Source organism: Mesorhizobium sp. B2-8-1 (genome assembly GCF_006440955.1).
Lineage (GTDB): Bacteria > Pseudomonadota > Alphaproteobacteria > Rhizobiales > Rhizobiaceae > Mesorhizobium.
Window position 1 is genome coordinate 1 of record NZ_VFTX01000006.1, and the last position, 21,564, is coordinate 21,564.

Sequence of the window (21,564 nt, forward strand, 5' to 3'; positions counted from 1 at the left end):
GCCAGCATGATCGCGGCGATGGCGGTCGCCGCCGGGTAATTGTACTCCTCCAGCCGGATGACGATCAAAAGCGGCGCGATCTCGGACTTGTAGGGCAGGTTGCCGGCGATGAAGATGACCGAGCCGTATTCGCCGACGCCGCGCGCGAAGGCCAGCGCGAAGCCGGTGACGATGGCCGGCGCCAGGCCCGGGAACAGCACCCGGGTGACGATCTGGAAGCGGCTGGCGCCGAGCGTGGCGGCGGCCTCCTCCACCTCCTTGTCGATCTCCTCCATGATCGGCTGCACGGTGCGCACGACGAAGGGCAGGCCGATGAAGACCAGCGCGATGACGATGCCGAGCGGGGTGTAGGCGACCTTGAGCCCAAGCGGCAGCAACAGCTTGCCGATCCAGCCATTGGGTGCGTAGAGCGTGGTCAGCGCGATGCCGGCCACCGCCGTCGGCAGCGCGAAGGGCAGGTCGACCATGGCATCGACGATGCGGCGGCCGGGAAAGCGGTAGCGCACCAGCACCCAGGCGACCAGCGTGCCGAAGACGACATTGACGGCGGCCGCGACAAAGGCGGTGCCGAAGCTGATGCGGAGCGCGTTGATGGTGCGCCGGTCGGTGGCGATCGCCCAGAAATCGGTCCAGCCCAGCGCCGCGGAGCGCCAGATCAGCCCCGACAGCGGAATGAGGATGATGAGGGTCAGGTAGGCAAGCGAGAAGCCGAGCGTCAATCCGAAACCCGGAATGACGCTCGGCTGTCGAAATCGCCAACCCGCCCGAGCGGGTGCTGTGATCATATCGTCCTGAATATCGACTGCTTACTGGGGCTTGTAGATCTGGTCGAATATACCACCATCGCCGAAATGGTAAGGCTGTGCTTTCTTCCAGCCGCCGAATTGTGGGTCGTCGATGGTGACCAGCTTGATCGGCGGTAGCTTGGCCAGGTCCTCTGCCGACACCAGATCGGGCTTGGCCGGACGATAGTGGTTCTTGGCGATGATCGTCTGCGCTTCCTTGGAATAGAGCCAGCCCAGATAGGCTTCGGCGACCTTGCGCGTGCCCTTGGCATCGACATTGGCGTCGACCAAAGCGACCGGCGGCTCGGCTAGGATCGAGGTCGGGGGATAGACGATATCGAAATTTTCGGCACCGAACTCGTCGAGCGCTAGATAGGCCTCGTTTTCCCAGGCAATCAGCACGTCGCCCAGGCCCTTTTGCGCGAAGGTCACCGTCGAGCCGCGCGCACCGGTATCGAGCACCGGAGCGTTGGCATAGAGCTTGCCGACGAACTCCTTCGTCTTGGCCTCGTCGCCACCGTCATTGGCGTTGGCATAAGCCCAGGCGGCGAGATAGTTCCAGCGTGCGCCGCCCGATGTCTTCGGGTTGGGCGTAATCACCTGGACGCCGTCCTTGACCAGGTCGTTCCAGTCGTGGATGCCCTTGGGGTTTCCTTTGCGGACGAGGAAGATGATGGTCGAGGTGTAGGGTGCCGAATTGTTCTCGAATTTCGTGCGCCAGTCCGGATTGATCTTTTTCGACTTGGAGACGATGGCGTTGATATCGCCTTCGAGCGCCAGCGTCACCACGTCGGCGTCGAGGCCGTCGATCACGGCCCGGGCCTGTGCGCCCGATCCACCGTGCGACTGCTGTATGGTGACCGTTTCCCCTGTCTCGGCTTTCCAGTGAGCGGCGAAGGCCTCGTCATAAGCCTTGTAGAGCTCGCGTGTCGGATCGTACGACACGTTGAGAATGGTGGTATCGGCGAACGCGAAACCGAGCGTGCCGAACTGGACAGACGTGGCGACCAGTGCGCCGAGCAGTCTCCTGAAACGAGGTTTGGTCATTTCTGCCTCCGTTGAACCCGCGTCAAATCTACCGAATTGGTAGAATTTAGATGCATTAAATGTTGCCTTTTTTGTCGTTTTGGAGAAAATCTTGGACCTGATTTCGCGGTGCGGAGAAACATTTTCCCTCAAACGTCCGCTGGCGAATCCCCATCGACCTATCTAGGAACAAGCGGGGCCGAAGCAAGGCTGTGGCATTTGGTCGGCACGCTATCCGGCTGGACTGGGAAATCGAAGCGCTGCTTGGCGGAGGGATCGTGGTTCAGCGTGAAGGTGCCGCCATTCGCGTGCATAGTTCTTGAATCCGGCCGAGTGCATCGCGCCGAGCAGCAGCTTGCGGTTTGCCGTCGCTTCGCTTGCGGTACAGGAAAATTGTCCGTTCCGGCGTAACGGATATCCTGGCGATCGAGGGGCCGGCAACGCGGACGAAGTCGGCGGGCAGGGCGTCGGCGCGGGCTGGGAGGAGATTGCGGGTAAAGGAACTGGCGTCGCGAGTATTGTCGCGAGGCGCCGTACCTCAGGCGAAGAAGCGCAATCCCCTGAATCGCTTGCGCAATCTTATTCAACAAACACCTTCACACTTGCCGCGCGTCCCGCCGCATCGATTACGGTCAAGGTCGAGTAGCCGGTGCCGTCCGGTTGCCATGTCGCGGTGCGCCGGCGGTCGATGCCGGTCAGCGGCTTGCCGTTGGCCAGCCAGCGGAACGGCGCGCGCCCGCCTTGCAGCTTCAGTACCAGCGGCGAGGCGTCGGCCGAGTTGGTGGCGAGATCGACGCGGGCGCCGTCGGGCGGAAAGATAATGGTCGGCGCGGGCTCTGTGGGGGTCGAGGCCTGAACCAGGCCGTCGGACCCGGCGCCGAAGCGGGCAAGCGTCACAGGCAGGTCGTTACGTCGAGGAGTGAAGGCGCCGGGGGGCTTGCCCGGCAGCGGCACGGTGGCGAGACCCGAGCGGACAAAGCCCTCGAACAGAATTGGGGCTGCCGACACATAGCCGGACAGGCCAGGCACCGCGCCTGCATCGGCCCGGCCGACCCAGACGCCCAGCACGTAACGGCCGTCGAAGCCGACCGACCAGGCATCGCGGTAGCCATAGGAGGTGCCGGTCTTGTAGGCGATGCCGCGCTGCAATGCACCCTCGGGCGGCTTGACGCCCGACAGAATGTCCATGATTTGCCAGCTCGCCTGGTCATCGAGGATGGTCGCGGTGGTGCGCTCGGCATCGGCCGGCTCGGTGCCATCATGCAGCGTGTGCGTCTTGCCGCCATTGGCGAGCCCTGTATAGAGCTGGACGAGATCGCGCAGCGTAATCCCAACGCCGCCAAGGCCGATGGCCAGGCCCGGCGCCTCGTTGACCGGCAGGATCGGGTTTACCCCAGCCTGGCGGAATCGGGCCGTCAGCCGCGCGGGACCGACCGCGTCGAGCACGCGGATCGCCGGCACGTTGAGCGACAGTTGCAGCGCCTCGCGGATGCTGACGTCGCCCTGATAGCCCATATCGAAATTCTTCGGCCGGTAGCCGCCGAAATCGGCCGGGCTGTCCTCGATCAGCATTTCCTGCGCCACCAGTCCCTGTTCGAAGGCAAGACCGTAGATGAATGGCTTCAGCGTCGAGCCCGGCGAACGCACGACCTTGGTCATGTCGATCCAGCCGGAGCGGCTGGCGTCGAAGAAATTGGCCGAGCCGACTTCGCCCAGAATATCGCCGGTGCGGGAATCGGCCAGCACCATGGCGACGGAGAGACGCGCCCCAAGCTTGGCGGCGGCGTCGCGCGCTACCTGTTCCAGCCCTTCCTGGACGCTCTTGCGGATCGTCAGCTTGAGCGGCTGGCCGGGAACCGCCTTGGGCAGCATCGCATAGGCGGCGTGCGCGGCGAGCGCCGGCAAGCTACGGCGCAGGCCAGACACATCGTCGAGCGCGGCGCGCGCGGCCTCGCGTTCGCCAAGCAGGCCAGCCGAGGCCATGCGGGACAGCACGCGGTCGCGGGCGGCGTGCGCGATCGCGAGGTTGCGGTCGGGCCGGCGCTTCTCCGGCAGCTGCGGCAGGGCGACGAGAAGCGCGGCTTCCGAGACGGTGAGCCGCTTCGGCTCCTTACCGAAATAGGCGAGCGAAGCGGCGCGCACGCCTTCGAGATTGCCGCCATAGGGCGCCAGCGTCAGATAGCGTTCGAGGATCTCGTGCTTGGACAGCCGCCGCTCGATCTGGATGGCGCGCAGCATCTGCTTGAGCTTGGAGCCGAGGCTGCGGCTGTCGCGCGGCTCGATCAGGCGGGCGAGTTGCATCGACAGCGTCGAGCCGCCGGACACGATGTGGCCACTGGTGGCGAACTGGCCGGCGGCGCGGGCAAGCCCCAGCACATCGACGCCTTCATGGTTCCAGAAGCGCTTGTCCTCATAGGTGACCAACATGTCGACGAACTGCTTGTCGACCTGGTCGAGGCGGGTTTCGAGCCGCCAATAGCCGTCAGGCGTGGCGAAGGCGCGCAAAAGCTGGCCGTCGCGGTCCTGGACTTCCGTCGAGACGGTAAGCTTTTCAGGAAGCGGAGGCGGGAAGGCGCGGTCGAGCTGCCACAGGGTAGCGGCGGAAACAGCAATAACAGCCACCAAGGAGGTGCTAGCGATAGCCGCGCGGCGCAGGAATTTTCTTGAGGGCATGGCGCTGCCCCTCATCCGCCTGCCGGCACCTTCTCCCCGCATAGTGGCGGGGAGAAGGGAGCTGTCGCAATCGTCGGCGCCTTTTCTGTAACGTTGAAAATTGGCGAAAGCCTTGGTGCAGGCCCCTTTCTCCCCGTCACTAAACGGGGAGAAGGTGCCGGCAGGGCAATGAGGGGCAGCGCAAACTTCACGTTCATGTCCGCCTCGACACCTTACGGCGCCTTGACCTCCATCATGCCGGTGGCGGTACGGGCCGAATATTGCGGCCGGTACATATCCTCCACCGTTGCGGCCGGATGGGCGTAGATGCCCGGCGTCACGGCGCGCACGACATAGGCGAGCGTCAGATTGTGGTCGTGGTCGCCGTCGCTGGGGTTGAAGGCGGCGACGAAACGGTCGTCGCGGAATTCCAGATGCGCGGCGTCGGTCTGCGCCAGCCAGGAGAAGTTCGACAATTGCGCGCTGGAGACCAGGCCGGGATTGTCGATCTCGAAGCCGGCCGGCAAAAGGTCGGTAATCAAAAGGCGCGAAGGCCAGTTGTTCTGTTCGTTGACCTTGAGCACGACGACATAGCGTTCGTTCTGGGTTGCCTCCGTCACATTGGCTTCGGTGCCGTCGAGCTTGTAGTAGGTGCGCTCGATAGTGAAGCCGTCACCTCCCGCCGGCAAGGGCTGTACCGGCGACGCCACGGTGGTGACGACGGCCTGCAGCGGGGTCTTGCCGGTGTTGGCGATGGTGAGCGGGCTGTCGGCCAGATCACTGCCGTTGACCTGGCTGGAATAGCCGCCGGAATGCGGCGCGCCATTGACGGAAAGCGTGATCGAATCATTGCCTTCCTTCAGTGCCCGGGCCGCCAGCAGCATCCAGGATTCATCCTGGGTGCTGGTCCAGCGGACCTCGGCGCGTTGTTTGGTCACCAGCTTGATCAATTCCGGCACGATCGTCGGCGCCGGTTTTGATTCCGCCGCCAGCGCCAGCATCGCGGCGCCGTCCCGCAGCGCCGAGCCATAGTCCGACCGATAATAGTCATAGTCCGTGCTCGACTTGGCGAGCCGCAGCGCCGTCTGGAAGGTCGCTTCCGAACGCTGGGCGTCGCCATAGAGCGCCAGGCTCGCCGCCAGCTGGGCGACAGCCATCGGGCTGGTGAAGGCCTCGAGCTGGGTGTCCGCGTAATAGCGCAGATCGCCGATCGAGGCCTTCTTGTTGCGGGCGAGCACATAGAGCGCGTAGGCGATCTCGCTGCCGCGGTCCTGGACGTCCTGATCGTACCCAAGCGAGTTCTGAAGATTGCCCAGTGCCTGGTTCATGGCGAGCGCCGGCACGTCGTATTTCTGCTCGCGCGCCCTGGTCAGGAAGTCGGTGACATAGGCGTCGAGCCACAGATCGCCGGAGCCCGGGCCCCACAGGCCGAAGCTGCCGCCCGAAGCCTGGTGGCTCAGCACCTTGTAGATCGCGTCCTGGATGCGGCCACGCAGCTCGGGATCGCTCTCCATGCCGACGCCCGAGGCCATTTCGTTGACATAGAGCAGGGGCATCGCCCGGCTGGTGGTCTGCTCGGCGCAGCCATAGGGATAGCGGTCGAGCGTCATCAGGAGCGAAGGCACATCGAAGGCCGCCGCCTGCGAAACGCCGACACTGACCGAAGCGCCGTCGAGCAGGCTTGCCGCCAAAAGCTCCTTGTCGACGCGCAGCGCGCCGCCATCGCCCTTGAGGTCGACCACCATGCGGGTGGTGACCGGCAGTTGTGCCGGACGGACCGGCACGTAGAACGTCTGCTCGACCTTGGTGCCATCGGCGTGCGCTAGCTTGATGGTGAGCGAGGCATTGCCTGCCGTCTGTGCGATCAGCGGCACGGTCAGGGTCTGGCGCTTGCCCTGCGCTAGCGTCAGTTTCTGGGGCAGGGGCTTGTCGCCCGTCGAGAGGTCCCCCGTCGTGTCGATCGACAGCGCATAGTCGCCGGCCGGACCGTCGGTGTCCGCAATGTCGAGCCGCATGACGGCGGCGTCGCCGGGCGCCAGGAAGCGCGGCAGGCCGGCGGTGATCACCACCGGATCGCGCACGATCACGTCCGACTGGGCGTGGCCGACCGCTTCCTTGGTCCAGGCGACGGCCATGACGCGAACCGTGCCGTTGAACTGCGGAATATCGAAGTCGACGCGTGCTTTGCCGTCGGCATCGAGCTGCACCGGGCCGGAGAAGAAGGCGACCAGCTTTTCGGTCGGCGGACTGCCCTGCGCCTGCATGTTGGCGCCGTCGCCGCCGGTCCTGAGCTTGCCCATAGTGCCGAGAGAGCCGTCGATCAGGCGGCCGTAGAGATCACGGATTTCCATGCCCAGCATGCGCTGGCCGAAGAACCAGTTCTCCGGGTCCGGCGCCTTGTAGTTGGTCAGGTTGAGGATGCCGACATCGACAGCGGCGACAGTGACATAGGCATTGCTGCCCGGCTCCACGCCGGCGACCGCGACCGGGATCGACAGCTGTTGGCGCGGCATGGTCTTGTCCGGCGGGGTGAGGGTGACGGCAAGCTTCTTCGAGCCCGGGTCGACCTTCAGCCATTTCACGCCGATGGCGCGGGCCGGCATGCGGCTTTCCTGCGCGTCGCCAGGTCGGAACAGGGTTGCCGTGACATAGGCGCCGGCGCCCCAGTCGTCGCCGACCGGGATGTCGACCGTGCCCCCGCCGGCCGGCACCGACGCCGTGACGGTCTTCAACAGCTTGTCGGAACCGATGTTGACCAGAAGTTCGCCGGCAAAGTGCGGCGAGACTTTGAGCCTGGCCACTTCGCCGGCGGCATAATTGTCCTTGTCGAGGGCGATCTCGAGACCATCAGGCGTTTCGGTGGTGGTGGAGGAGACATACCAGCCGCCATCGAACTCATAGCTGGTCGCGGGTCCTTCCGGATCCGCCGTCTCGACCTCGAACCGGTAGCGGCCCCAGTCGACCGGGATCGACACTGTCGCCTCGCCATCGGCGCTAAGGTCGACCTGGCCATTGGCGATCGATTTGGTGAAGGTGACAGGTTCGTAATTCCATGAGTTGTTGGAGCGGTACCACTGGTAATTGCGCTCGACCTTGACCAGCGACCATTGCGCACCTTTCAGCGCCTCGCGCTTGCCGTCGGGGTCGACGGCAAGCAGGCTGAACTTCGCCGTGCCGCCCTGCGGCACCTCGTCGTCAGCGAAATCCGGCCGGATGCCGATCATGTGGCCTTGCGGGCGGATGCCGATATTAAGCGAGCGCTCGATTGCGCGGCCGCCGGTCTCACGCATACGGACCGTCACCTTGGCGTCGATGAGCTTCGTGGTCGACGGCAGTTGCTCGACGGAGACCGGGAAGGTCGCCTTGCCATCCTCGCCGACCACCGGAAGATCGGTGAACGGGGTGACGGTCGGTTCCGACGACTGCTCGTCGGCAAGGCCAAAGGAATAGCCGTTGAAGCGGTCCCAGTCACGCGCGGTCGACAGGGTCAGTTCGCCTTCGAGCGCGAGGCCAGCAGCCGGTGCGCCATAGAGAAAGCGGCCGTCGACGGTGATGTTGGCGGTTTCGCCCTGCGCGATCTCCTGCTTGTCGGCCTTCATGTCGAATTCGATGCGGTCCGGCACGAAATCCTCGACCAGGAACATCTGGCTGGCGACGGCCGGTTGCTTGGGATCGGTATAGATCGATACCGACCAGGTGCCGCGCATGGCGTTTGGCTGGAGCGGCAGATCGACGGCGTGCCCGCCGGCTGACGCGCCATCGCTGACGACGCGGCGATCCTCGACGCCGTCCGGGCGCGAGAAGATGAAGGTCAGCGGCAGGTTCTCGACCGCCTTGGCGGCGCCGTCACGGGCAAGAGCCGCAACATGCACCTCCTCGCCGGCGCGGTAGATGCCGCGCTCGGTCCAGGCGAAGACATCGAGCGCGCCCGGCGCTGCGCGTCCAGTGACGCCGCGGTCGGACAGGTCGAAACCGGCGCGGGCCATGTCGAGGAAGACAAAGTCGTTATCGCCCTGCCTGGCCATCAGCACGGCCGGCACCATGCCGCCGTCGCCGCGCGTCAGGCCGGGATTGAACACGGCATGACCATCGGCATCCGAAGTCGCGGTGCCGAGGATCTCGTTGTTGCGGGCAACCAGCGTCAGTTCGGCGCCCGTTATCGGCTTGGCGCTGCCCAGCGAACGGGCATAGACATTGAGCCCGTCCTGACCGGTATAGGTCGAGAGGCCGATATCGGAAACGACGAACCATTGCGTGGCCATCGAGTTGTAGTCGTCGCTCTTCTCGCTGACAGCCTGGGCAGTCAGCACATAGACGCCGGGCTTGCGCCGCGGCAGCGCCTCGTCGACCGGGAAGGAGGTGGTGACCTCCTTGTTCAGGTCGTTGGCGATGTCGAGCTGGCCTTCCCAGACCGGCTCGCCCATCTGCTCGGAAATGTTTGAGATGTCGTAGCTGTCGAGCTGATGCAGGAACTGGTAGCCGGACAGAAGCTGGGCCAGCGAGCGGTCGCCGATGCGATAGAGCTTCATCTCGGCGGCGTTCATGTTGACGGTGACGACGGGGATGCCGCGGCGCGCACCGGCCGGCAGCACGAAGCTGTCGCCGGTGAAGCGGGCCGAAGGCGCACGGTCCTGCACGTAGATCGACAGCACGACGGGCGCGGCGGTCACTTCGCCGATGGCGGCCGGCAGGCCGGCGCGGAAGGTCACGTCATAATGCTGGCCGTGTTCCAGTCCTTCGACGCAAATCTGCTTGTCCTTGGCTTCAACGCCTTTGGGCGGCTGGTTGTCGACGGTGACGAATTGTGCGTAATCGACGCCGGTCTTGACCAATTCCTCGGAGAATTGGGCGCAGATGCGCGGGGCGCTGGTGTCGGCATCGACGGTGTGGTCGATGACGCGGAAACCCTTGCGAGCCTTGAGATCAGAATAGTCGGCCTGGACCGCAGGCGAAGGTACCAGGGCAAGGCTGGCTTCATAGGCCTGCAGGGCGGGGCGATAGAGGTCGCGCTTGTCGAGGCCGGAGCCGATGAGCGCCAGCGTCTCCGCCCGCGTCCTGGCTGTACGCAGGAGCTTGTAGGCATTGAAGGCGGCCGAAGTACCGTTTGCCGGCAAGGTGGAGGCCTCGGATGTGTTGGCCGCCGGCTGCACGGCAAGCATTTCGCGCGCCAGGTTGAGCCAGAGCTGGCCATCGTCGGGCATGACAGAGACCGCGGCCTCGTATTTCTGCACGGCAGTGCGATGATCGCCGGTGAGCACCGCCTGCTCGGCCGCCGTGGTCAGCGCGGCCATGCCCTCGGTCGGCCTGTCATAGGCCGGGCCGAGCAGCCGGTTACGGTATTGCTGGGCCTGGTCAGCCATCCAGTTGGGGAAGAAGGCGAGTTCCGGCGGCGCGCCGATGTCGGGGTCGCCGTCGATATTGACGACCTTGCCCGCGACCGCGCCGTTGAAGGGCTTCAACTGGTTATAATCGGATTTGAGGAAGCACCATTTGGCCTTGGTGTTATAGGTGAAGGCGCGGCAGGCGGGATCGCCCAGGCAGGTGGTCTTGCATTGATCGAGCGTGACGTTCTGGTCGGACCGGAGGTCGAAACCGAAATAGTCGGAATTGTCGGTCGTTGCGACTCGCCGTGCTTCGGCCGCTTGCGCGACGTTACCCCAGGCCAAGACATTGGCCCAGGCGAAGAAGAGAAGGATCAGGAAAGACAGACGACGAGCCGCGCGCATTGCCATAACACCCTCCAGACAATTTGCAGACGTCCGGGCATGTTCAAGCTTCACTCAGGCTTGTCAACATGAGGACGCGGCAGGGTTCCGCCTGCCAACGGTTTCCTTTCCGGCCAACAGCCGGTAGTACCTCCATAGGACAGGGGATCACGCATTCTTGCGGCAACGCAAAAGGTGTGAATTCCAAGCCCGTCCTATTTCAGACAATTGGATTGTGGCCCCTTTACGAGCGCTTCAGAACTTCATTCCAATTTTAGGTTTGTAAAGTAGGTTGTCTTAATGCCGGCGTATGAAAGGCAGATGTCAGGGGGTACCGAGCCAAAGCGCGTGCTTTCGCGCGCGCTGCTTCTGGCCGTGATCTGCTGCTCCCTGATCGCCGGACTGGGACCGGCGGCCGCCTTCGAAATCTTCGGCATCAAGCTGTGGGGCTCATCGAGCGACGAGAATGCCGACATCGTCGATCCGATGCGCTACGCCGTGACCATCTCCGCGCCCGACGCCGACAAGGACCTGGTAAAAAAGCTCGAAAACGCCTCGGCGCTGAAGAGCGACGAAGATCATCCCGTCTCCGGCTCGCTCGGTCTGATGGCCAAGGCGCGTAGCGATCGAGAACAGCTTGTGGCGGCGCTCTACGCCGATGCCCGCTACGAAGGCGTCGTCACCATCACCATCGAGGGCAAGCCGCTGGACGAATTGCCGCCGGACGCCGAATTCAAGGGTCCGCAGCCCATTCCCGTGGCCGTCAACATCGCCGCGGGTCCCAAATTCACCCTCGGCGATATCCGGCTGGAGGGTGACGCCGCTGGACTGATGAGCGCCGATTACGGCCTGATATCAGGCGGCGACGCTGGGTCTGGCGCGGTGCTCAAGGCCGAGGCGCTGATCGTGCGCATGCTGAAGGAGCAGGGCAGGCCGCTGGCCGAGGTGACCAGCAGGCACATCGTCGCCGACCATGACACGTCGACCCTCGACGTGACGCTGACGGTTGCTGCCGGGCCAGTCGCCGGCTATGGCGCGACCACGGTGGAAGGCACCGAGAAGGTCGACCGCGACTTCACCGAATACATGACCGGGCTGAAACGTGGCCGGCAATACTCGCCTCAGGAGATCGACGATGCGCGCGACAGGCTGCTGGCGCTCGAGGTCTTCAACAGCGTGACTTTCAAGGAGGCCGACAAGCTCGATGCCGAGGGCAACATTCCGATCGGTGTCCAGGTCAGCGAGCGCAAGCCGCGTTATTTCGGGCTGGGCGGCACCTTCTCGAATACGGAAGGGCTGGGGCTGGAGGGGTATTGGGGCCATCGCAACCTGTTCGGCCGGGCCGAGAAGCTGCGCATCGACGGAGCCATCAGCGGCATCGGCAGCAATGACCTGTCCGAATTGAACTACAATGCCGGCATCATGTTCGAGAAACCCGGCGTGATCGGGCCGGCATCTAAATTCTTCGCCGGCATCAAGACCGTGCTCGAACATCCCGACGCCTACGACCATTTCTCGGTCAAGGGCAACACCGGCCTGTCCTATGAACTGACCAAGAACCAAACCGTGTCGGCCGAGGTCGCGCTCGACTATTCACGCATCCACGATTCCTTTGGCAAACATAAATACCTGATCGCCAGCATCCCGCTGCAATATGTCTATGACAACAGGGACGTCAGGCTGAACCCGACCAAGGGTTTCAGGTTGCTGGCCTATGCCGAGCCGAGCTACGACATATTGAGCGGTGCCGCCTTCCTCAAGCTGAAGGGCGAGGGATCGGCCTATCAGTCGCTGGATACCGCTTCGAAATTCGTGCTGGCGGAACGTGTCGCACTTGGCTCGATCGTCGGCACCAGCCTGCAGAACGTGCCTGCCGACCGGCGTTTCTATTCCGGCGGCGGCGGCTCGGTGCGCGGCTATGCCTATCAGGGCATCGGCCCCAAGGATTTCACCGGCCAGCCGATCGGCGGCCTGTCCTTCTTCGAGACCTCGGTTGAAATGCGTATCGCCATCACCGACACGATCGGCATCGTGCCGTTCGTCGATGCCGGCACGGTATCGACCAAGTCGTTCCCCGATTTTTCCGACGTCAAGGTGGGCGCCGGCGTCGGCTTGCGCTATGTGACGCCATTCGGGCCGCTGCGTATCGACGCCGCCGTGCCGCTCAACCGCGACCCAGGCGACCCTCATTTCGGCATCTATGCCGGCATTGGCCAAGCGTTTTGAACATGAAGACGGTCTGGCGCATCCTTCGCATTTTTCTCTACACGCTGCTGATCGTGGTAGCAGGCGCCATCGGCGCGCTTTTCGTGCTGACCAAGACCGAGCGTGGACGCGACAATCTCGCCGGCATCATTTCGCGCCTGGCCTCGAGCGACGAGCGTAAGGTCACCGTCAGCGGCATCGACGGTATCTGGTCGGGCGCGCTCAGTGTCGACCATGTCGTGCTGGAGGACCGCGAGGGCGCCTGGCTGGTGGCGCGCAAGGTGGCCATCGACTGGTCGCCGCTGGCACTGTTGTCCAAAAACTTCAGCGCCGACCGCATCGCGGCGGAGCGCATCGAACTTGCGCGTCTGCCGGTGGCCGGCACGCAGCAGCCGGCGCAAGGCGGCGCGACGACGCTGCCGGTTTCCATTGATATCAAGCAGATCGACTTGCCGGAAGTCGCGCTTGGCCAACAACTGGCCGGCAGCGGCATCGCCGAACTCGCCGCCAAGGCCTCGGTGAAGGCCGACGCCGCACCGCTGTCGGTCGAGACGGTGCTCAACATTACCCGCCATGACGGCAAACAGGGCAATGTCGACGCGCAGATCCATTTCGCGCCAGCGGACAACAAGCTCGACCTCAACCTCAAGGCGTCGGAACCGGCCGGCGGCATCATCGCCAATCTGCTCAATCTGCCGGACACGCCGCCGGTCGACATCGTCGTCTCGGGCACCGGCCCGCTGGCCAACTGGAGTGGCGTCGGTACCTTCCTTGTCGATCATCGGATCGTAACCCAGCTCACCGGCCGCCATCAGCTCACCGACAAGGGTAACTATCTCGAAGCCAAGGGCGACGGCGATTTCGCCCGCTTCCTGCCGGAGAACCTGAAACCATTGTTTGCCGGTAAGACCAGCTTCGATATGGCGGGCACTGCCACGACGGCGGGCGGGATCAGTGTCGACCGGGCCAACATCGACAGTGATGCCGTGCACGGCACCGCGACCGGTATCGTCGACCCCGCCGGAGCCAGCGATCTTTCGGTCGAACTCGCCGCCAAGGGGCCACCCGTGGTGGTTAGCGTCGGCAGCAAGGCGCAGCCGATCACGCTGGCGATCAAGAATGCCACCGCCCGGGCGTTCGGCGACGGCAAGGCGCCGGTCGTCGATATCGGCGCCTCCTTCGTTTCGATCGTCGTCGGCGGCACGCGGCTAGACGACCTGGCGGCGCAGATACACTCCGACGGTTTCGACATCCAGAACCGCACCGGGCCGGTTACCGTCAAGCTTGGGGCCGGTGGCCTGAAAACCGACGTCGCGACGCTGGCGCCGCTGGTCACTGGCAAGGTCGATGTCGGCCTGGCTGGTTCCCTCAGCAAGGACGCCATTGTCATCGATCAGGGCACGCTCCGGTCCGATGCGCTCAATGCCTCGCTGACGGCGACCGTGGCGCTCGCCGACCTGTCGATGCAGCTCAAGATGAATGCCGATGCCGTGGCGACCGCCTTCCCGCAGCAGATCGCCTCGGTGCTCGGCGGGCGGGTGAAGTTCTCGGCCACAGCGTCGCGCGATCCGCAGGGCTCGTTCGCCGCCAACTCGATCGAACTCACGTCCGGTTCGCTCAGCGCCAGCGGTACCGCCAGCATGCAAGGTACCGACATCCTGGCCGATATCAAAGGCAGGCTGGGGGATGTTTCGGTGCTGTCGCCGACGGTCGGCGTCCCGGTCGAGGGCGGTGTCGATTTCGCCCTGTCGGCAAGCGGCGCCATGACCGCGCCGGATTTCACGGTTTCCGCCAACAGCGATAGCCTGACGGCCTCGGGCCGCACGGTGAAGTCGATCAAGCTGACCGCGAGCGGCAAGGCCGACATTGCTAGCCCTTCCGCCAATGTTTCGCTGACCGGCGCCGTCAACGACCAGCCGCTCGACATCAAGGCGGCGCTGGTGACGAGCGAAGGCAAGCGCTCGATCAATGGCTTTGCGGTGTCGCTGGGTGACAACAAGGTGTCGGGCGATCTGGCACTGGATGACAAGTTCATGCCGCTGGGCACGCTCATTCTTTCCGCGCCTGCAATCGATCAGCTTGCGGCGCTGGCCGGCCAGGCGGTGACCGGCGACATCAACGGCACCATTCGCTTTGCCAAGAGTGGCGACGTGCCCTCCGTTGCCATTGACGCGAAGAGCACGTCGATCGCGCGCGGCGAGGTGACGGCCAGCACAATCGCCGTCAATGCCTTGATTGCGAACTATCTCAAGGCGCCGGCGATTTCAGGCTCGATCAAGGCCGATGCTGTAACGTCAGGGACCACCCAAGTCGGCGGCATCATCGTCGATCTGAGGCGCGACGGAGACTGGACGAATTTTGCCGGCGGCGCCACCGTATCCGGTATTCCAGCGAAGGCGGCGGGGCGCGTGAAGATCGCCGATGGCGTCACCAGCGTCGAGATCGCCTCGGGCGAGGCTACGATTCGCGGCATCAAGGCGGCAATTGCCGAGCCATCTATGCTCAGTATCGCCGATGGCACCACCAGCATCGAAAAATTAGCGCTCGATGTCGGCGGCGGCTCGGTGGCGCTGTCCGGTACCGCCGGCCAGACGCTCGATCTCGCGGCAAAGGTCTCCGCCTTGCCGGCTGCCCTTGCCAACGGCTTTTCGCCCGGCCTCGATGCCGCTGGAACGCTTGATGGCAGCGCTGAGGTAACGGGCTCGCCGTCGGCTCCGGACGTCCGGTTCAATGTGCAACTGGCCGGTGTCGAAACAAGCCAAACCCGCCAGACTGGGCTTGGGCAGCTCGCAGTCGACGCGGCCGGCCGCTACACCATGGCCGGCGGCGTCGTCCTCGACCACGCGACGCTCTCCGGTGACAAGGTTTCCGGTCAAGCTGCCGGCACGATCAATCCGAACGGCGCCAGCGATTTCGCCCTTGACCTCGTCTCATCCGGTCCAAGTCTGCCGCTCACGGTCGGAAGCGCCGAGAGTCCCATCAAGATCGAGGTCCGGTCGCTGTCGGCAAAGATGGCGGGCGAGAGCACGCGGGCCCGATTGGATATGTCCGCGATCCTGCCCTCGATCGCCACGAGACCGGCGAAGGTGGACGGACTGAGCCTGGCATTGCACTCGGATGCGTTCGATCTGAAGAACCGCGCCGGGCCGGTTTCGGGCACAGTTTCGGTGGATAGGGTTGGGCTCGACAATCCCACCATCGCGCCGCTGATCGCCGGCAAGGTCACGGCCGCGCTCAGCGGGCGCCTGTCAGCCGACGCTGTCGCCATCGACAGCGGCTCGCTCAAAAGCGACGCGCTCAACAGCCAGGTCGCCGGCCTGGTGTCGCTGCGTGACGGCGCCATCGACCTCAAGCTGAAGACGGATGCTCCATCGTCGGCCCTGCCGGCCGCAGCACGCGGCATGCTTGGCGAACGGGCGCAGTTGAGCGCCACGCTGAAGCGCGAGCCCAACGGTAATATCGCCATAGGCGGATTGACGCTGGCCTCCGGCGCGCTGACCGCACAGGGGCAGGCGAGCCTTGCCGACAATACGCTGGCCGCCGACATCAAGGGCGTGCTGGGCGATGTTTCGCTGCTGTCGAAGGATGCCAAAGGCGCTATCGCCTTTGCGCTGAATGCGCAGGGCCCGGCGACCGCGCCGGATCTGTCGCTGACCGTCGACAGCGACAAGCTTTCGGTGGCGTCGCGCGAGATCACCGGGCTCAGACTAACCGCCACCGGCAAAGCCGACGCGGCCAAGCCGGCGGCCAATGTGCAGCTGACAGGCAATGTCGCGGGCCAACCCTTGCAAGGCAGTGCGGTGCTGGCGACCGCGGACGGCAAGAGCGCCATCAATGGCCTGCTTTTGTCGCTGGGCCAAAACAGGATTTCCGGCGACCTGGCGCTGGACGACAAGTTCATACCCGAAGGCACGATCTCTCTCGACCTGCCCGATATAGGACCGCTTGCCGCACTGGCGCTGGAAAAAGCGGAAGGTGATGTGCGCGGCACGATTGCGTTCTCGAAGAACGGTGCCGCACCGCAGGTCGCCATCAAGGCTACGACCGCCTCGGTCACGCGCGGCGATCTTCAGGCGAAGGCCGTGTCGATCGACGCATTGATCGCCAATTACCTCGCCGCTCCGGTCATCTCCGGAAAAATCCATGCCGACACCGTCACGTCGGGCGGCACGGTGATCAGCGGCATCGATGTCGACCTGAAGCGTGACGGCGACTGGACCGGCTTTTCCGGCGGCGCGACGGTGAAAGGAATTCCGGCGAGGGCCGCGGGCCGCGTGAAGGCGGCAAACGGCACGACGACCATAGAGCTTGCTTCCGGCGAGGCGACCGTCCAAGGCATAAAGGCTGCCATCGCGCAGGCTTCGACCGTCACCATCGCCAATGGCACGACGACGCTGGACAGGCTGGTGCTCAACCTGGGCGGCGGCACGGCGACGGTGACCGGCAAGATCGGGCAGGCGCTCGACATCAACGCGGCGCTGGCGCGGGTGCCGATCTCGCTTGCCAACAGTTTTTCGCGGGGTCTCGATGCCGCCGGTTCGATTTCGGGCACGGTGAAGGTCACCGGGGCACCAGCCAGCCCCAGTGTGGCGTTCAACCTCGACGCTGCCGGCGTGCAGACTTCGCAGACCCGCGGCGCGGGGGTCGGTGCGGTGAGTGTCTCTTCCTCCGGCACCTTTGCCGGCAACAAGCTGACCTTCAACGCCAATGTCAGCGATGGGGCCGGCCTTGGTCTCAAGGGGGGCGGCACGGTGACGACATCAGGCACGCCGGCGCTCGCGCTTGACTTCAATGGCGCTGTGCCGTTCGGCATCCTCAGTCAGAAGCTCGCCGCGCAAGGCCTGTCGCTGACGGGGACCGCCAATGTCAATGTGCAGGTACGTGGTCCCGCGACATCGCCGGTCATCGGCGGCAGCATCAGCACGTCGGGCGCCCGCCTGCTCGACGCGCGTTCCGGGCTTGCGGTCAACGACATCGCAGCCGAAATTTCCATCGGCAATGGCGTCGCCAGGATCAACCGGCTGACCGGGACGCTGTCGACGCGCGGCAGCCTGTCGGCCAGCGGCACGGTCGGTATCAATCCGGCGCAGGGGTTCCCGGCCGACCTGTCGATCAAGCTCACCGACGGCCGCTACACCGATGGGCGGGTGGTCACCGCCAACCTTGGCGGCGACCTGACGATCAAAGGACCGCTGACGTCGGCACCGGTGATTGCCGGCACCGTCAACCTTGCCAAGACCGTGATCACCGTTCCGGACAAATTGCCGGGTTCGCTTTCGGCGCTCGATGTCAAACACAAGAACGCGCCCGGCGCGGTCAGGGCGCAGGACAAGGCATTGCGCCCGGCCACGACCAGCGGCAACACGGGTGGCAGCGGCCTTGTGCTGGATGTCACCGTCAACGCGCCGAACCAGATCTTCATCCAGGGCAGGGGCGTGGACGCCGAACTCGGCGGCTCGCTCAGGCTGACCGGTCCGGCCTCATCGCCGCAAGCGGTCGGCACTTTCACGCTGCAACGGGGGCGGCTGTCGATTCTCGGCAAGCGGCTGACCTTCACCGAGGGCACGGTCGGCTTTTCCGGCTCGCTGGTGCCCTATCTCAACCTGACCGCGACAACGACCACGAGCAGCACCACCGTCACCATCGTGGTGTCGGGCGAGGCGACCAATCCGAAATTCACCTTCACCTCGGTGCCGGCGCTGCCCGAGGACGAGGTGCTGGCGCAACTGATCTTCGGGCGGTCCATGTCGAACCTGTCGCCGCTGCAGATCGCGCAACTGGCCGAAGCCGCCGGGCAACTCGCCGGTGTCGGCGGCTCGACGTCGCTGCTGGAAAACCTGCGCAGCGCGATCGGCGTCGACGATCTCGATGTCACCACCGACGAAAAGGGCGGCACGGCGGTTTCTGCCGGCAAGTACCTCAACGACCGCACCTATGTGACGATCCAGAAAGGCGACAAGCCGGGCTCGGGCAAGGCCACGATCGACCTCAACGTGGGACGTGGCGTCAAACTGCGCGGCGAGGCGACGGACGCCGGCGAAGCCAAGGGCGGCATCTTCTACGAGAAGGAATATTGAAGCGGAGACTTGGGCTGGCCCTCATCCTGGCGAGGGCTGGTCCTGTCGCAAACCGCGCCAATGTCTCAGTTTAATCGCCTGAAGAGATTTAGTGGAAATCCGTCGCGCACTAGCAATTTTGCGCCAAGACTGTCGCTATCACGCGAACCGCTCCCCCTCCAAAGTTGCACATTCGTCAATATGTTCCCAACCATGCCGTCTTTGACATCATGGCCTGGATGCGGAATGTTAATCGGCGGAAAGCCAACAATGGGAGTTAGTCATGACAATCTACAAGAGTAATGGCGATAGCGTTCCGGATCACATCCTGGCCATGGCCGAAGAGGCCAAGTCGGGTAAGGTCGATCGCCGCGAATTCCTCGCGCTCGCCAGCGTCTTCGGCGCTTCGACGGCCATGGCCTATGGCCTTCTGGGGCTCGCCGCCCCGACGCCGGCCAAGGCCGAGGACGTGCAGGGTAAGAAAGGCGGCGTGCTCAAGGTGGCAATGTCGGTCAAGGATCCCAAGGATCCGCGCACGGCCGACTGGTCGGAAATCTCCAATGCCGAGAGGCAGGCGCTCGAGCCGCTGGTGAAATACACCCACCAGTACACATTCGCGCCCTATCTCCTGGAAAGCTGGGACATCAATGACGACGCCACCGAGTACACGCTGCATGTGCGGCCGGGCGTCGAATGGAACAATGGTGACAAGTTCACCGCCGACGACGTGATCTACAATTTCACCCGCTGGGCCGACAAGGCCGCGGAAGGCAACTCCATGCCGGGCCGTCTCGGCAGCCTCGTCGATGACAAGACCAAGAAATTGCGCGAAGGGTCGGTCATCAAGGTCGACGACATGACCGTCAAGCTGAAGCTCACCAAACCCGATATCGCCATCATCCCCAACCTGACCGATTATCCGGCACTGGTGGTGCACAAGAGCTTCGACGAGAAGGGCGCCAACTTCAAGAACTGCCCGATCGGTACGGGTCCGTTCGAGCTCGTCTCCTACGACGTCGGCCAGAAGGTCGTCTACAAGCGCCGCGAGACCGGCAAGTGGTGGCAGGGCGAAGCCTTCCTCGATGGCGTCGAGTTCATCGATTACGGCACCGATCCGGCCGCAACGGTTTCGGCCTTCGAATCGGGCGAAGTTCAGACCAACCATGAGACGACCGCCGACTACGTCAAGATCATCGCAGACGTCGGCGCACCGCCTTCCGAGGTCGTGACCGCCGCCACCGTGGTGTCGCGCTTCAACGTCAACGCCAAGCCTTATGGCGACCAGAAAGTGCGTCAGGCGATGTGTCTGGCCGTCGACAACTCGGTGGTGCTGCAGCTCGGCTACGGCAATGCCGGCACGCCGGCCGAGAACCACCATGTCGCGCCGATCCATCCCGAATATGTCGAGCTGCCCAAAATCAAGCGCGACATCGCCAAGGCCAAGCAGATGCTGACGGAAGCCGGCGTGATCGATTTCGAACACGAGCTGATCAGCAACGACGAGGACTACCATAAGAACACCACGGACGCGATCGCGGCCCAACTGCGCGAGGCTGGCATCAAGGTGAAGCGCACCGTGCTGCCGAGCTCGACCTTCTGGAACGACTGGACGAAATATCCGTTCTCGGAAACCAACTGGAACATGCGTCCACTTGGCATCCAGGTCATCGCCATCGCCTACCGCTCGGGTGAAGCCTGGAACGAGACGGCCTACGCCAATCCGGACTTCGACAAGAAGGTCAACGAGGCGCTCGGGATCGCCGACGCGGAGAAGCGCAAGGTGGTGATGAAGGACATCGAGCAGATGCTGCAGGATTCCGGCATCATCATCCAGCCTTACTGGCGCAAGCTCTACATCAACATCAAGCCCGAGGTGAAGAACCACTCGATGCACCCCACCTACGAGCACGACTTCGGCAAGGTCTGGCTCGATCAGGCGTGACCCACAGCCTGTCGGGAGCGGGGCGCCAGCGCCTTTCGCTCCCGCGGCATCGCCGCCGTTGCATTGGATGCAGCGGCGGCGTGACGTCACAAGGTTTTTGATACAGGGTTGAACCTATCTGACCCCAACCCGGCCGGCAGGGGGGTACAATGTTCTCATTCATCGCCAGACGCATCGGCACGATACTGCTCACGATGCTGTGCCTGACGCTGGTCGTCTTCTTCCTCGTCAATCTGGAACCCAACCTGAAGAAGCTGGCGATCAGCCAGACCGAGATGCACACCTCGGCCGAACAGCTGGAAAGCTGGCTGGTCAATCACGGCTACCGGCAGAACTTTTTCGTGCGCTACGGCCAGTGGCTCGGCGTCGTGCCCAAGCAGCCGGTAACCGATCCGGCGACCGGTAAGCCGGCGCAGCGCTTCTCTTTCTGCAATGATCCGGCCGAGCCGAAGTTCTCCGGCGTGCTCCAGGGTGATTTCGGCTGCTCGACCAAATTCAAGACCACGGTGGGGGCCAAGCTATTCCCTGCGCTCGGCGCCACGGGCATCCTGATGTTCTGTGTGCTGGCGGTGATGGTGCCGGTCTCGCTGCTGATCGGCATCCTGGCCGGCATGCGCGAGGGGTCGCGCACCGACCGGGTGCTGTCGGTCGCCTCGATCGCCTCGACGGCGACGCCCGAATATGTATCGGGCGTCATCTTTACCGTCATCTTCGCCTCCTGGCTTGGCTGGCTGAACGGATCCGCCGCATCGGCAAGCCAGGGCATCACCTTCTATAACTTCACGCTGCCGGTGATCACGCTGGCCATCTACGGCATCGGCTACATCGCGCGCATGACGCGTGCCTCGATGGTCGAGGTGATGACGCAGCAATATATCCGCACCGCCCGGCTGAAGGGTCTTTCCTTCAAAAGCGTGGTGGTCAAGCACGCGCTGCGCAACGCTCTGATCGCGCCCTTCACCGTGATCATGCTGCAGTTTCCGTGGCTGCTCACCGGCGTCGTCATCGTCGAGGTGATGTTCCGCTATCAGGGCTTCGGCTACACGCTGGTCGAGGCCGCAGGCAACAACGACATCGACCTTTTGCTCGGCTGCTCGCTGGTATCGGTGTTCATCGTCCTGATCACGCAGCTCATTTCCGATGTCGGCTACGCGTTCCTCAATCCGCGCATTCGGGTCCAGTAGGGGAGACGG

Annotated in this window: 8 protein-coding genes; 4 read left to right on the forward strand and 4 right to left on the reverse strand. The window is 64.1% G+C overall.

The window, feature by feature from the left end; translation table 11 throughout:
- From cysT to FJ428_RS16805, 4 genes are all read right to left on the reverse strand, one after another.
- The coding region (gene cysT, locus FJ428_RS16780) for a sulfate ABC transporter permease subunit CysT (RefSeq protein WP_140879839.1) at positions 1-785 on the reverse strand (785 nt) is incomplete at its 3' end.
- A gap of 21 nt (positions 786-806) precedes the next feature.
- Positions 807-1,832, reverse strand: coding sequence for a sulfate ABC transporter substrate-binding protein (locus FJ428_RS16785; RefSeq protein ID WP_140521250.1), 1,026 nt, complete (start codon positions 1,830-1,832; stop codon positions 807-809).
- A 558-nt stretch (positions 1,833-2,390) separates the two neighbouring features.
- Complete coding sequence (pbpC, locus tag FJ428_RS16795) at positions 2,391-4,484, reverse strand: penicillin-binding protein 1C (protein WP_140879840.1); 2,094 nt, start codon at positions 4,482-4,484, stop codon at positions 2,391-2,393.
- A gap of 212 nt (positions 4,485-4,696) precedes the next feature.
- Positions 4,697-10,195, reverse strand: a complete 5,499-nt coding sequence (locus FJ428_RS16805; RefSeq protein WP_140879841.1) for an alpha-2-macroglobulin family protein — start codon at positions 10,193-10,195, stop codon at positions 4,697-4,699.
- Positions 10,196-10,468: 273 nt separating this feature from the next.
- On the opposite strand from FJ428_RS16805, the gene FJ428_RS16810 reads away from it, so the two are divergent.
- The 4 genes from FJ428_RS16810 (at position 10,469) to FJ428_RS16825 (ending at position 21,555) form a co-directional block, all read left to right on the forward strand.
- A complete protein-coding gene (locus tag FJ428_RS16810) occupies positions 10,469-12,394 on the forward strand; it encodes an autotransporter assembly complex family protein (RefSeq protein ID WP_140879842.1) in 1,926 nt (641 codons plus the stop codon).
- Between the two features lie 2 nt (positions 12,395-12,396).
- Positions 12,397-18,450 carry a translocation/assembly module TamB domain-containing protein gene (locus FJ428_RS16815; RefSeq protein WP_140879843.1) on the forward strand — a complete coding sequence of 2,018 codons (6,054 nt, stop codon included), beginning with the start codon at positions 12,397-12,399 and terminating at the stop codon, positions 18,448-18,450.
- Positions 18,451-18,712: 262 nt separating this feature from the next.
- Positions 18,713-20,371 (forward strand): ABC transporter substrate-binding protein, encoded by a 1,659-nt coding sequence (locus tag FJ428_RS16820; protein ID WP_140495085.1) that lies wholly within the window; start codon positions 18,713-18,715, stop codon positions 20,369-20,371.
- Between the two features lie 149 nt (positions 20,372-20,520).
- Positions 20,521-21,555: an ABC transporter permease gene (locus FJ428_RS16825; RefSeq protein WP_140521245.1), complete on the forward strand. Its 1,035-nt coding sequence runs from the start codon at positions 20,521-20,523 to the stop codon at positions 21,553-21,555.
- The last annotated feature ends 9 nt before the right edge of the window (positions 21,556-21,564 follow it).

Excerpts from the sequence above, each read along its gene's own strand:
- pbpC (WP_140879840.1), bottom strand. The coding sequence starts at position 4,484 with ATGCCCTCAAGAAAATTCCTGCGCCGCGCGGCTATCGCTAGCACCTCC.
- FJ428_RS16810 (WP_140879842.1), top strand. The coding sequence starts at position 10,469 with ATGCCGGCGTATGAAAGGCAGATGTCAGGGGGTACCGAGCCAAAGCGC.
- FJ428_RS16825 (WP_140521245.1), top strand. The coding sequence starts at position 20,521 with ATGTTCTCATTCATCGCCAGACGCATCGGCACGATACTGCTCACGATG.
- FJ428_RS16785 (WP_140521250.1), bottom strand. The coding sequence starts at position 1,832 with ATGACCAAACCTCGTTTCAGGAGACTGCTCGGCGCACTGGTCGCCACG.
- FJ428_RS16815 (WP_140879843.1), top strand. The coding sequence starts at position 12,397 with ATGAAGACGGTCTGGCGCATCCTTCGCATTTTTCTCTACACGCTGCTG.
- FJ428_RS16820 (WP_140495085.1), top strand. The coding sequence starts at position 18,713 with ATGACAATCTACAAGAGTAATGGCGATAGCGTTCCGGATCACATCCTG.
- FJ428_RS16805 (WP_140879841.1), bottom strand. The coding sequence starts at position 10,195 with ATGGCAATGCGCGCGGCTCGTCGTCTGTCTTTCCTGATCCTTCTCTTC.